Source organism: Clostridia bacterium, assembly GCA_035628995.1.
Lineage (GTDB): Bacteria > Bacillota > Clostridia > Lutisporales > Lutisporaceae > BRH-c25.
In genome coordinates this window covers 59,549-73,520 of sequence record DASPIR010000033.1, presented here as the reverse complement: position 1 = coordinate 73,520, position 13,972 = coordinate 59,549, and the positions used below count along the sequence as shown (strand labels likewise).

The 13,972-nt window shown below is 39.3% G+C and carries 12 protein-coding genes and 1 pseudogene; 5 read left to right on the top strand and 8 right to left on the bottom strand.

The features are described 5' to 3' along the window. Positions 1-264 precede the first annotated feature (264 nt). Positions 265-1,089, top strand: a complete 825-nt coding sequence (locus tag VEB00_14680; protein ID HYF84262.1) for a MerR family transcriptional regulator — start codon at positions 265-267, stop codon at positions 1,087-1,089. A 69-nt stretch (positions 1,090-1,158) separates the two neighbouring features. After that, the gene (locus VEB00_14675) at positions 1,159-2,181 is read left to right on the top strand and encodes a serine hydrolase (GenBank protein HYF84261.1); all 1,023 of its coding nucleotides are present in this window, start codon (positions 1,159-1,161) and stop codon (positions 2,179-2,181) included. 100 nt (positions 2,182-2,281) lie between these two features. Here the strand turns inward: VEB00_14675 and VEB00_14670 are convergent, their stop codons facing one another. From VEB00_14670 to VEB00_14655, 4 genes are all read right to left on the bottom strand, one after another. Next, positions 2,282-3,145, bottom strand: coding sequence for an SAM-dependent methyltransferase (locus tag VEB00_14670; protein HYF84260.1), 864 nt, complete (start codon positions 3,143-3,145; stop codon positions 2,282-2,284). A gap of 4 nt (positions 3,146-3,149) precedes the next feature. Then, a complete protein-coding gene (locus VEB00_14665; protein HYF84259.1) occupies positions 3,150-3,770 on the bottom strand; it encodes a TetR/AcrR family transcriptional regulator in 621 nt (206 codons plus the stop codon). Positions 3,771-3,976: 206 nt separating this feature from the next. After that, on the bottom strand, positions 3,977-5,182 hold the full coding sequence (locus tag VEB00_14660; GenBank protein ID HYF84258.1) for an MFS transporter: 1,206 nt from the start codon (positions 5,180-5,182) through the stop codon (positions 3,977-3,979). 7 nt (positions 5,183-5,189) lie between these two features. After that, the gene (locus VEB00_14655) at positions 5,190-6,224 is read right to left on the bottom strand and encodes an ROK family protein (protein HYF84257.1); all 1,035 of its coding nucleotides are present in this window, start codon (positions 6,222-6,224) and stop codon (positions 5,190-5,192) included. Positions 6,225-6,486: 262 nt separating this feature from the next. Here VEB00_14655 and VEB00_14650 point away from each other — a divergent pair, with 262 nt between their 5' ends. Both VEB00_14650 and VEB00_14645 read left to right on the top strand, forming a co-directional pair. After that, the gene (locus tag VEB00_14650; GenBank protein ID HYF84256.1) at positions 6,487-7,404 is read left to right on the top strand and encodes a ketopantoate reductase family protein; all 918 of its coding nucleotides are present in this window, start codon (positions 6,487-6,489) and stop codon (positions 7,402-7,404) included. Between the two features lie 38 nt (positions 7,405-7,442). Further along, the gene (locus tag VEB00_14645; protein HYF84255.1) at positions 7,443-8,288 is read left to right on the top strand and encodes a YitT family protein; all 846 of its coding nucleotides are present in this window, start codon (positions 7,443-7,445) and stop codon (positions 8,286-8,288) included. A 32-nt stretch (positions 8,289-8,320) separates the two neighbouring features. Here the strand turns inward: VEB00_14645 and VEB00_14640 are convergent, their stop codons facing one another. The 4 genes and pseudogenes from VEB00_14640 to VEB00_14625 form a co-directional block, all read right to left on the bottom strand. Beyond that, a complete protein-coding gene (locus VEB00_14640; GenBank protein HYF84254.1) occupies positions 8,321-9,511 on the bottom strand; it encodes a fibronectin type III domain-containing protein in 1,191 nt (396 codons plus the stop codon). Positions 9,512-9,651: 140 nt separating this feature from the next. Further along, a pseudogene (locus tag VEB00_14635) lies at positions 9,652-9,729 on the bottom strand (alpha/beta hydrolase). Positions 9,730-9,750: 21 nt separating this feature from the next. Further along, positions 9,751-10,524 (bottom strand): response regulator, encoded by a 774-nt coding sequence (locus VEB00_14630; protein ID HYF84253.1) that lies wholly within the window; start codon positions 10,522-10,524, stop codon positions 9,751-9,753. A 17-nt stretch (positions 10,525-10,541) separates the two neighbouring features. Beyond that, complete coding sequence (locus VEB00_14625; GenBank protein HYF84252.1) at positions 10,542-12,359, bottom strand: sensor histidine kinase; 1,818 nt, start codon at positions 12,357-12,359, stop codon at positions 10,542-10,544. A gap of 249 nt (positions 12,360-12,608) precedes the next feature. Here VEB00_14625 and VEB00_14620 point away from each other — a divergent pair, with 249 nt between their 5' ends. Further along, positions 12,609-13,943, top strand: a complete 1,335-nt coding sequence (locus tag VEB00_14620; GenBank protein ID HYF84251.1) for an extracellular solute-binding protein — start codon at positions 12,609-12,611, stop codon at positions 13,941-13,943. The last annotated feature ends 29 nt before the right edge of the window (positions 13,944-13,972 follow it).

The window sequence follows — 13,972 nt, the reverse complement described above, 5'->3', positions numbered from 1 at the left end:
CTCTGAAAAACTAAAACATATTAATAAATATACCAAACAAAAAATAATTATGCAATTTGAGGGGTTTAGCTAAGCTTAAACCCTCTTTGTATATCCATAAATTGCTTTGCTTTTCGTATGGGAAACTGCGGTGCAGGCACCATATTCTTAATCATTTTTGCAGTTGACTTTGCCCTTAGGGTAAGGTGTATAGTAGAACTGAACAAAGGTATCGATACTTAAAGCATTAAGCCAGTATAAAATTATGAGAATGGAGGTGGCCTCTTGCTGTCGATTGGAGAATTCTCAAAGATATGTGAAGTATCTACAAAAACGCTTCGATATTATGATGAAATTGGATTAATTAATCCTAATGAGATTAATCCTGAAAATGGTTATAGGTATTATTCCATCAGGCAACTAAAAAAGATGCTCTTTATCAACCGTTTGAAATCTTATGATTTTTCTCTGGAAGAAATCAAAACCATTCTGGAATTGGAAGAGGATCAATCAGAAGAGAAGCTTTCTTCTGCCCTTAATCGCAAGAGAAGGGAAATACAGGAAAAGCTAAATGCTTTTGAATATACCCTAAAACAAATGAGCAATGATATTTTAAATTTAGAGAAGGGCATACCGATTATGTCGTACCTTGACAGCATAGAAGTACAGCTTGTTGAGACCCAGCCAATGAATATCCTTTATATGCGTCGGATGATGAGCAGTGAAGACTATGCTGATGGATATGGAAAGTATTTTGGCAGGCTATATGAAAGGATTGCTGCCGAAAAACACACCTTGCTTGGTATGCCGATGACTATTTATCACAGCCCTGAATACGATCCTGCCGGCAATGATACAGAGTTTGCCATCCCGATAGAAGAGGCTGTAAAAGGAACGAGAGATTTGCCTGGAGGCCTTTGTGCAAAGTCTGTTTTAAAGGGTTCATATCCAGAATTGACAATGATATATGCCAGGCTGAGGGAATGGGTAGAAAATGAGGGATATGAATTGGTGAGACCACCATATGAAGTGTATGTGACCGATCCCAATCAAGCCAACCTTCCTGAGGATCTTGTTACCGAGGTGTATTTTCCTATAAAGAAAAAATAGCAGCAGGAACTATTATTCTCCTTAACGCTCGCTAAACAAAACAAAAACGTCTTTTAGGAGGTAGCTATAATGCAAAGAAACTACTGGCCAACTACAGAATGGCAAGCCGTTGACCCGGCAACCTTGAGAATGGACTCTGGAAAGCTTTCAGAGCTTGAACCTATGATAAAATCCGAGTACAGCAATATAAACGGTATTGTTGTTGTGAGAAATGGATATATTGCTTATGAAAGATATTATAATGGCTATGGCCCGGATGATACGTACCATGTGGCATCTGTAACGAAAAGCATAATATCTGCCCTCATTGGTATTGCCATAGATGCAAGATATATTAAAAATGTAGACCAGAAGGTGCTGGATTTTTTTCCCGAATATGTTCCCGATGCTGCTGATAGGCAGAAACGAGAAATCACCATACGCCACCTTCTCACTATGACTGCTCCCTATCCATTTGAGGACTGGCATGAACCGCTGGACAAGATGTGTATGCAACCTGACTGGGTAAAGTATACACTGGATATGCTGGGCCAAAAAGGCAGTATTGGAGCTTTTAAGTATTCCACTGCAGGGGCGCACCTGCTTTCAGCCATCATCACTCGCAGCACAGGAAAAAGTGCCCGTGAGTTTGCCAATGAACGCTTATTTAAACCCATCGGCATGAAAGAAATCCCGGATCATGAAATGAAATCATTTGGGTTTGAGGATTTATTCGGGAAAAATGTGAAAGGATGGGTTAAAGACCCAAACAGCAACTCCACAGGGGGATGGGGACTTACGCTAATTCCCCGTGATATGGCACGTTTTGGTTTTCTATATCTGAACCGTGGTATTTGGGACAATAATCAGATTATTTCCAAGACATGGATTGACGAATCAACAGTGATGAACCCTAATAAATACGGTTATCTATGGTGGTTATACGAAGAGGATGGAGTTTTTGCATACTTAGCACTAGGCGATGGCGGCAATGCCATTTGTTGCTTTCCAGAAAAAGACCTAGTCGTAGCAATTGCATCAGAATTCGTCATTAATCCTCGTGATAGGTGGACACTGATTAAGGAACATATTATCCCGGCTGTAATAGACTAAACATATTAAAAATGTGTACCGGGTACAGCAGTTAAGTGGTTAATTTTGATTCACTTCACAATAACCTCTTATCCTCTGTACCCGGTACAATTGATACCGCTTATACTTTATAGCAGCTTACAAGATTCATTTTTGGAGAAATGCTGCCTGCAATACTTCCATCCTTTAATGTAAGATATCTTTTTTCCATATCTGCTGAAGTACTGTGCTGAATGATTTTAAAACCTCTATTGTTCAAAAACTCTGTAATACCCCCTTCTCTAATTCCAAACTTTATCTGTTCAGCTGGTATTTCCGTTTTTACGAGGTCTTTACTTTCTTCCAGGTATGTCTGAAAGTCAAAGCACAATATACTTTCAGCCGGTGAATTATCCCGGATAGATGCCATTACATTATTTACTGCATCCTCTGATAAATAGAATGTCACACCTTCCCAGATAAATAGGGTTTTTAAATTCTTATTATAACCAGCTTCCACAAGCGTTTTTTCAAGGCTTTCGCTCTCAAAGTCTATAGGTACATACCTTACACTATCTGGTATAAGGAAATTGTTTTCTTTTATTATTTTGATCTTTCTTTCCTGGGTTGGCTTGGCATCAAGCTCATATATAATTGTAGAATTATTATTCTCTGCAAATAATAATGCCCTGCTGTCATACCCTGCGCCCAGAATTACAATTTGTGATATGTTCTTAAGAAGCATATTTCTAAAAATGTCGTCAATAAATGCTGTCCTTGCAATAATGTATTCATATAATCCCGGCGGCATGGCACTTTTCCTTATCCATTCCCTGGTATGTGGATTTTTAATTGCAGCTTTTCTATCCTCAGTCAGGAACAATTCTGCATATTTATCACCACACCTGATTTCTTCCCTTTCATCATAATATGCAAGTGCCCTTGTTGAAGCAGTTATTAAGGCAGTTTCTGATGGGCCAGCATTAGCCTGTTCTTTTTCACTCATACAATTATCTCTCCTTAATAAGATTTACAAATAATACAATATGATTTTTTATCTTTTCAACCAGCAAGTGAGTATCTTTATTGTTGAGCTTTAAAATAAAATATTCATGATAGTAAAAATTAATCAACGCATTATACATCGATGCAAGAAGTTCAGTGTCCACATCGCTGATTTTCCCTTGTTCTTTAAGTATTGTAAAAATCTTTGTCATAGTAGACATATTCTCATCCAGATACCACTGCTGGTAAAACTCCTGAACTGCTTCATTACGATACATCTCCATAACGAGGATTTTAATAATCTTGTTTATTCTTGGTGATGATGTTGTATCAAGTATCATATCAAAGCCTTTGAGAAGTATGTCCACAAGAGAGTACTGACTAATAATCTCGTCAAGTTTTCCATCCGGGATACTTGTTTTGTTCATTTCCTTTTGATAATAATCAAGGATTGCTTTGAGTATCTCATCCTTGCCAGAATAATGGCTGTAAAGTGAACTGACTTTCAAATTGCTTCTTTCAGCCAATTCCCTTACAGTGGTTTCAAAAAAGCCTTTTTCAGAGAAAAGTCCAATAGCTGCATCCATTATCCGCTCTTTAGACGGCATATCTGAATATGAAGTCATAAAATACATCCCTTCTTACGAACGAGCGCTCGTTTTTAATATTTTATCATATAGAATATATACTGTCAATATATTACAGTTAATGAGTTAGGTGTTAGGAACCATAAAGTGTGAGAAGATGGTGAGCGACGTTAAAGAGATAGAGGCAAAAGAGATTAAGTGCCAGGAAACCTCCGAAAAACTCGCAATGTTTGAAAATATCACGTTTATTGGGAATGGTAAATCATTACCCTATTTATTTTTTCAGAACTGATAAACATAATGATGATGTATGACAAAACGAAAAATGGGAGAAGTCCTATGGTCGTGCGAGCTGCAATAAATCCTAAAATGGGCGGCAAAAAAGTGCTGCCTGTGTAAGCGAGAGCCATTTGATATCCCATAATTGCTTGAGAATTTTCTTTCCCAAAACGTGCAGGCGTTTCATGCAGCATACATGGGAAAATAGGTGCGCATCCTAACCCAATCATAATGAACCCTATAAGTGAAAAGCTGTTAGGCAAAGGAAACAAAAGGAGCAAGACTCCAGCCAATGCTACGGTTTGTCCAGTACGAATCAGAACCCTATTACTGATTTTTAAGGTAATAAATCCCGTTATCAGCCTACCTACTGTAATTCCACCGTAATATAAAGACACCCATTGTGCTGCTGATGATGCAGACAATTCTTTAACGTTTATAAGAAAACTGCTGCCCCACAAACCCATAGTGCTTTCTACACCACAATAAAACAAGAAAGAAACAAGTGAAAGCTTAACACCCTTAATATTCAAAGAATTTGTTTTCCCTACTGTTTTATGGGAGGAAACAGCTTGTAATTTCTGATCTGCCTTTAGGTCCACAGGGCTTTTGTGAACTTCAGCTGCCATGCGGTTCCATAATGGGAGGGTAAAAAAGAGTAGGGCGGCCAAGGCAAGCTGAATCATAGAAACAGTAAAATATCCGCCTCTCCAAGAATTTTGCTCTGCAATAAACCGGGACATAATAATAGGTCCCATGGTGGCTCCAATCCCCCAAAAACAATGCAGCCAACTCATATGATGTGCTTTGTAATGGATAGCAACATAGTTATTCAATGCTGCATCAACAGATCCAGCTCCCAAGCCAAGAGGTATTGCAAATAGAAGAAGCCAAATTAGAGCTGGGGAAAAAGCAAAACCCAATAGAGCTAGTGATGTCATTAGGCAGCTGACTAATGCTATTTTGCCGGTACTCAAATGCTTATGGACAGCTCCGATTGCAAAGCTTGAGACAATCGTACCGCCTGCTATAAACATGGAAACCAAACCCGCAGCTTCAAATGGGGACCCATACTCTGATTGTATAAGCGGCCAAGCTACTCCTAATAAGGAATCAGGCAGCCCTAAGCTGATAAATGCCATATATATTATCATTAAAAAATATGTTGTCATAATTATGCTATGCCTCCAAGTGTTTTTTACTTGTTATTTTAATGTCAGTCTCTAACTGCTTCAAAGTCTGCACAATAAGTCCCGTTTGATAGTCTGCTACAAAACTATCAGAAAGTTGAATAACCGGAATGATGTTTTGTGGAAGCTCAGTATTACAATTTTGTGATATGGTTGCTATATGGTTTTCACTTAAAAAATTACCATTCAAGATGATTTTGTCAGGATTGAGAATAGCACAAACTGTCATAATAAGCTTAGTTATTGCTTTGCACAATATATCAAAGGAAGAGTATAATTCGTCATCCCATACTAGATCCAATGGAATATTGCTAACCTCCCCTGCAAAACCTCTCATACCTTTAAACAGTTCACCATTAATTAGAATGCCAGCTCCAGGCGGATGTTGGTCAGGGAAATATAAGTAGACCAGTATGCTATTATGGGGGAGTTTCTTTTGATCTGCAAATCCAATTACAGCAGCATTCACATCGTTCTCAATGATTACGGGTACTTGGTAGAGTCTGCTAAAATGCTCTGTGAAAGTAGTGCCTATCAGCATTTTATAGTCAGATACAATTATTTTTCCACTTTCCTCTACACCGGGGTGTCCAAATCCAATCGCTTGGATTGAGGGATAAGTGTTATACAACGGTTCGATTATTCTTTCAAAGGTTTTCAAATCAATGACTTCTACTTGAGAATCTGCCGTATTTATACACTGGCCGGATAAGTTAACAATAGTACTTCGGATAATAATATTTTCATCTGACTCATATGGAAATATTATTAGGGCATGAGCAAAATCATCATTATAGCGATACTGTTGTGCCGGCCTTCCACCACTGGAAGGGGACAGCTCTGACTCAAATACTTCATGTTGGTCTACTAAGCGTTGTAAAACTGTTCCGACAGTAACAAGACTTAAGCCTGTTTCCTTTGAAATTTGCTGCTTGGTAGCAACTCCTTTTGATTTTAAGGCTTTTCGTACAAGGTTTATATTTATTTCTTTAATAATAAGGGCATTTCCACTAATGTCCTTCATTTAAACACATCCTTTATTAAGATACTTATTAAAAGTATTTTAGTAAGTAATGAAATTAATATAACATTTATTAAATGTCTTGTCAAACTAACAAAATACTGAAACAAATGCCCATTTTGCTGTAAGGAATATGGTGCCAGACACGGCGTCTAGACGATGAGTATAATTTAGAATAAAAAAGGATGCGATCTGGAATCACATCCTTTTTTATTTGTGGTATAGTATAAATATCTTGGAATCTTTGGTTTGAGGAGTATATAGTATGAAAAAAATCAAGAATGTATCAATCATCGGTTTGGGAGCAATAGGCGGCAGCTATGCTGCAAAGCTTTGCGACACCGATTCTATAGATTTTACTGTTATTGCGGACAGCAGGCGAATTGAGAAATATTACTTAAACAAGCTGACTGTGAATAGGAAGCCCTATGACTTTAATTTTGTACAGCCGGATAATGATGGGGACTATGCGGATTTGATCCTTATAGCGGTCAAATATCACAACCTCAACCAAGCAATTGATTCGGTAAGAAAGCGTGTAGGGCCGGAGACCATTATTATATCTCTTTTAAATGGGATTGACAGTGAAGAAATAATAGGTGAAGCTTTTGGTATAGATAAGCTGCTGTATGCCTCATGTGTGGGCATTGATGCAGTCAGAACGGACAATGATATACGCTATACCACTTTTGGGAAACTTTATTTCGGAGAGCGGTTGAATCAGCTTCATACCGAAAGGGTGGAACGTGTTAAGGCTTTGTTTGATGAAGCGCAGATACCTTATTTTATCCCTGAAGATATGCTCAAGGCTATATGGTGGAAGTATATGGTGAATATCGGTGTTAATCAAGCTTCGGCAGTTCTTGGAGCAACCTATGGGGTATTCCATACTATTCATGAAGCCCATGAGCTTCTGGATGCAGCCATGAAGGAAGTAATTGCAGTTTCAGCAAAAGCAGGAGTCAGCCTTGGAGAAGAGGATATTGCAGAGGTACATAAGCTCTTAGGCACTCTTTCAGCTGATGGAAAGACCTCCATGCTGCAGGATATTGAGGCTGGAAGGAAAACAGAGGTTGAGATGCTATCTGGTGCATTGCGGGAAATGGGAAAAAAGCATGGAGTCCCGACGCCAGTAAATGACACTCTATTTAGAATGATAAGGACACTGGAACAAATGAAGTGATTAATATAACCCAAAATGAAATATGAGGGGGGCATGCAATGAAGAAAATTGCAAGAATAGTTCTGTTTCTATTTCTAGGAGCATTTATAGGGGCATATTCTTTCAACAATGTGCTTCTGCCCAGCAATTTAATAGCTGGAGGTCTCGGTGGCATTGCTACTGTAATCAACAGGTGGAACTCAATAAATATACAGATAATATTGGCAGTATTGTGTCTTCCCATATTGATATGGGCATATATTACATATGGTTTTAAACAAATAATATACGCATTTACTTGCTTTACGTTGTTTACAATACTGCTTGGAATTGTTAAAGTATTTCCGGCGCTCAATGTTGATGTGGTTCTGGCTGCACTTCTTTCAGGCGTGTTATTTGGAATATCCGGGGGGATAGTACTGCGCTTGGGAGTGGCAAATGGCCCTGAAGCCCTGTTAGGAATTTATGTGAAGAATAAATATGGTATTACCTTGGGGGTATTTTTCACAGTACTAAACACCGTCATTGTTTCATCCTCATTGCTTCTTCCAAATGCTACACTGAACAGCATATTATACTCGCTGGTATCAATTTATGTTAGTGGCAAAGTTACTGATTTCATTGTAGCAGGTTTTAGGCGGGATTATGAAGTAACCATTATATCGGATAAGTACGCGGATATAACTGCATTTATACATAAGGACTTGAAGCGGGGAGCTACTTATATAAAAGGGCTCGGTTCATATAATAATCAGGAAAAGATGCTTATCAAGACTCTTGTCAGCAACTCTGAACTGATTGCTCTCAAAGAATATGTGAAAAAAGTAGACCCAATATGTTTCATGTACATAAATGAAAGTATAGGAGTAGTGGGAGAAGGCTTTGAAACAATGATGCCAGTCTAGAATATGGTGACTGGCATCATATATAAAATAGCTTATCCGGGAAGTGTAATAGCAGTTACTGTATTGCTGCTGCCCGAAAGGTTGCCTACTTGATCAAAGGCCTTTACCCAGTATACATCAAGACCTAGTCCAAATGGACTTTTTACAATACGTGAGGTTCTGACTGCTGTGGTAATTACAATGCCATTGCAATAGATTTGATAACCTGCAACTTTTGCGTTATCAGTGGCTGCCGTCCATGCAAGAGAAACGGATGAGCCATTGACAGCGGTTACTTTAAGCTCGGCTGGAGCTGCAGGTGCCTGTAAATCTTTTGATGTAGTCACTTTTAACGGGCTGCTGTTACCTGATAGATTCCCGGAAATATCGGAGGCTCTTACCATATAGGTGTAGCTTTTTCCAGGGATCAGGCTTTTGTTGAGGTAGCCTGTTTTACTTGTTGTGCCAATCTTAACTCCATCACGAAAGATATCATAGCCTTTAACTTTAACATTATCCGAAGAGGGTGACCATGTCAGATTCACTTCTGTTACAGTAACGGAGGAAGCTTCAAGTCCGCTCGGTTGAGATGGTGCTGCTTTGTCCGATACAGTATTGGCAGAAACGCGATTGCTTTGTGAAGAGTAATTGCCTGCTTTATCATGTGCTTTTATATAAAAGGTATAAGCAGTACCCGGCGTAAGCCTTTTGCACTCATAGTATGCAGCGGATGTAGATGCGACTTTTTTCTCGTTGCGGTATACTTCATAACCCTTGATACCTACATTATCTGTTGAGGATTCCCAAGTGAGTGATATGGAAGTAAAGGTTGAAGAGGGTGCTGCAAGGTCTCCTGGAGCTGAAGGGCTCTGTGAATCACTTATCGTTGTTGTGCTTAAGGCAATACTGCTCGGTGATACATTCCCGACAGCATCATACGCCTTTATGGCATATGTATATTTCCGTCCTGGGATTAGATCCTTATTTGTATAAGTTGTTTTTGCAGTGGTAGTTATTTTCTTGCCGTCCCTGAACACTTGATAGCCCTTTACTTTTGTGTTGTCATATGAGCCTGTCCAACTTAATGAAATAGCTGTAAAGGTTCTATTGGTAACAGTTAATTCTTTCGGAGCCGTGGGAGATTGGGTATCGGGTGCTGTGGAAGCCGTAATTGTCTGGCAAAGCATTGAGAATATAATAAGCAATACAGCACCACATCGTATAAGGACTTTTGTTCTCTTCATAAAACCCTCCTAAATTACCATTATTTACAAATTGTATCATAAACTACTAATAATTGTAAATAGGCTGGTTAAGTTATGTCGGTTTTATGCATATTATTCCTCAATAAATTGCGTCAATTCAAAGTTGAATTTATCTCGCTGGCCATATATCTGATGGCTATCGCACCCCCTGTTGAATGTCCGCAAAGTATGAAATCCTGTAACTGCAGTGCTTCAACTTAATAGGCATTTATCGTCTATCAATACTTGCAGCTGTCTCTGTACTGCGATGGAGTCAGTCCAGTATACCGTTTAAAGACCTGTGAGAAATATTTTTCGTCCTTGAAACCAATCTTGTCGACTATTTCATAATTCTTCAAGAAAGTACCGGCTAGATATTCCTTTGCTTTTTCAATCCTGTGCTGATTGAGGAAGTCCAGGAAATTGACGCCGGTCTCCTGCTTGAATAATTGGCTTAGATAACCAGGAGTAATATAGATTTTCTTAGCTATAAAATCCAAAGTTATATCCTTCGAATAATTGGAATAGATAAAACCTATAGCTGTTTTGACAAGCTTGTTTGTATTTTCTGTTAAGTTAGGCATACTATACTGAAACTGCTGCTTGTATTTATGGAATAATGCCTCCTGCTGCTTTGCTTCATCCAGCTCAGCTTTCACCTTCAGGACAGCTTCAAGTATGTCGTTGGGTCTGCATGGCTTCAACAGATAGTTGGCAGCTTTCAGATTGATTGCCTTCTGTGCATAGTAGAAATCGTCGTAACCGCTTAGGATAATACATTTGACAGGAAGGTTGCTTTGAGAGACCCTTGCCAGAAGCTCCAGTCCATCCAGTAAAGGCATACGGATGTCCATAATCACAATATCTGGTGACAGCTGATGTATCTTCTCAAGAGCCTCTATTCCGTTGCAGGCCTCCCCACACAGCGTGATGCCGTTATTCTCCCAATCTATAATGGTTTTGAGGCCTTCAAGGATTTCCGTTTCATCATCCACTATCAAAAGCTTATACATATTGACCCTCCCATTTATTAGCCTATTGCCCTGTACACTTTAGGGATAATAATCTCAACTCTTGTTCCTTCTCCCGTCGAGCCGGTGATATTGATTTCATAATCACCATCATAGTATAGCGCCAATCTTTGATCAACATTGCTGATAGCGTATCCTTGTTTTGAGGGAAAGCCCTTTTCATCATTTCGGGTTTTGTCCAAAAGCTTACCGATAGTATCTTGACTTATTCCTGCGCCATTATCTTCAATTATGAATGCCATCTTATCATTTGCAAATATTCCGCTTATCTTTATATGACAGGTTCTATCATAGGCTTCCATTCCATGTATAATAGAATTTTCAACAAAGGGTTGAAATATCAGCTTTGGAATTGAATAATCCTGTATCAGCGGATCAAAGTCGATTTCATAGGTCAGTCTTTCCCTGAACCTGCTGCTTTGGAGCAGCAAATAGTGTTCAATGAATTCTTTCTCTTCCCTGACAAGTATAAACTCACTGCCTTTGTTCAAGGTTGTACGGAATAGCCGGGACAAGGCATATACCATTTCACTAATGTCCTTCTGCTTTGATTTCTCTGCTTTCCAGAATATCGTATCGAGGGTATTATACAAAAAATGCGGATTTATCTGGGCTTGAAGTGCTTTCAATTCAGCTTCCCGCTCCTTTATCTGAAGCTTGTATACCTTGCCAATCAGATTATTGATATTATCAATCATATCGTTATATTGGGCCCCAAGCATACCAATCTCATCGTTGTATTTGAAATCCACCTTCTCTTTGAAATTACCGTTTTTAACCTTTTCCATAGACCTCAGCAACTGATTAATAGGCGAAGTCAATATTGAGGATGTATAAGCAGAAAACATGAAAGCGATGGCAATGCATACCAGAATGACAACAACGGTCAGACCTAATATGGAGTTCAGGTCCTTTAGCAGCAGAACAATGGGTGTTATAGAAACCACCTTCCAGCCGCTTTGTTTCATTGTATTATGCACCATGAGCAGCTTCTTGCCGTTGGTCCTGAAAATTGCACTGCCGCTTTCATTTTTCATATGTGACAATATATTCGGTGTCTCATAATCTGCAGCACTCATGTCCAGTGGTTGGCTGGACGTAATGACCCTGTTATCCTTGTCCAGTATCATCGTATTGCCGGAGATCTTGCTGTTGCTGCCATAAATGCTTTTGAGCACATCATGATTCACACAAATAGCCAAGAGTCCTGAGGGATCGAAGTTGTTGTTGTCCAGCAAAGCTCTGACCATCGCTATTTTAGGAGCCTTATTATCCACAATAAACACCTGGTTTTCAGCATTAAGGTCAACCCATACAGGAGCCCCCTTCAGGGCATGAACTTTTTCATACAGCTTGCTTTGTTTGACTGACTCATAGCTTTTTATACCGGTACTTCTATCACTGCTTATATAATACTCATCTCCATTTTTATTGTAAATAACAATGAAGCTTATGTAATCCTTGGAGGCGAGAAGATTATTGAATGACCCCAGATTGTTGTTGACCAGCTTGCTTTGCGTATTGTTTTTTGCCCGGAGAAAGGATTGTACAGTGGGATTTATACATATGAAGGTAGACAGATCGTAAATGTCCTTCTGCAAAAAGTCCATACTGTTGGTTATCTGCTCAATATCCCTCACATTTGTCGAGGTCACATTGTCCTGTATCATTTTTGATGAGGTGACATAGGAATATGTTCCAAGTATAATTGAAATAAGGATTATTATACTGTTGAATATCACTAAGGCTTTGTATTTGAAGCCAAGGTTCATATAGCCTGTATGCAGCTTAGCCAAGTACTTTCCTAATATTTTCATGCCATACACCCTCTTTTATAAAACATGTACTATCTAAATAATACCAATTAATAATAAACCTGGCTACAGTTAAAAGGGTGACGAAACTAATCATTCGAAAAATTTAAACTATTTTCAAAGAATACATACTATCAAGTGTTTTTTTATGAAGATATAATGAAAATGTATTAAAGGTATGCCAAGGGAACTTGCTTAATGGATCCTTAAGCTAAGTGCCGTTGAAACCAGATTTTAAAAGGGGGAAGTGCAATGAAAAAGACAATAATTAAGCTGACCAGCATTATGCTTACACTGATATTTTTATTAAGCATAGCCGGATGTACAGCCGAAAAGCCGGTTGCTACACAGACAGAACCTCCAAAGGAAACTAAAGTTGAAATCAAGTTCTTTTCCAACCTCCCGGACCGTGCATCAGGACAAGGAAAGCTTGAACAAATGCTGATAGATAATTATATTAAGGAAAATCCTAACGTGACAATTCAGTTGGAAGCCCTTCAGGATGAGCCCTACAAGCAGAAATTCAAAGCGTATGCTTCAGGGAACTCGATTCCGGACATCTACATGGTATGGGGGCAGCCGTCCTTCTTCAACCCTGTAATGGAAGCGGGCTACGCTGCTGAGCTGAACGCAGCGGACTTCAAGGACTACCAGTTCTTCAATGGAGCATTGGACGGCTTCAGTCTTGATGGCAAACTATACGGACTTCCAAGAAACACAGACTATATGGTTTTATATTATAACAAAGCATTGTTTGAAAGTAATGGCGTAAAAGTACCTGAGACCTTCGAAGAGGTTATAGCTGCAGCTAAGACCTTCAGAGCCAAGGGCATTGCCCCTATAGCAATGAATGGTAAGGATAAATGGGCAATTTCTCTGCTCTATCAGGACCTGGTAATCAAAGAAGGCGGAGATCAGAAGCTTATATATGATGCAATAAACGGTAAAGTGAAGTTTACAGAGAATCCAATTTTGAAAAAAGCAGCAGAAGACGTAAAAGCCTTAATGGATGTTAAAGGCTTCCAGGACTCCTTTGTGGCTGCTGACTACGGCGCAGCAAACAATTTGTTCGCACAGGAAAAAGCAGCTATGTACTACATGGGTGCATGGGAAGTAGGTATGGACAGCAATCCTAATTTCAGCGATTCCTTCAAGAAAAACGTTGATGTAGTCAAATTCCCGGGGCCGAGTACCGGTTCTGGAAAGTCTACCGACATACTTGCCTGGAACGGCGGCGGCTATGCTGTATCAGCCAACTCACCGGTAAAAGATGAAGCAATTAAACTCCTCAAATATATAATGAAACCGGATAACTGGGCTAAAAACGGCTGGCAGCTTGGATTAGTGGTGCCAGGACAAAAATATGACAGCTATCTGACAGGCAAAGAAACAAATCTGCAGAAAAAACTTACTGAAGTATTAAGCGTTACAACTTCAATAAGCGGTACCAGCTGGAATGACAGCTTGACCCCGGACTTTAAAACATCTTCTGAGAATCTGTCTCAAGAGCTTGCTGCAGGGATGTTGACTCCTGAGAAATTCCTCGAAGAAATGGACAAAGCAGCAGCGGACGCTTCAGCAAAGTAAATATAGAACACTTTGATGCAGAAGCACAA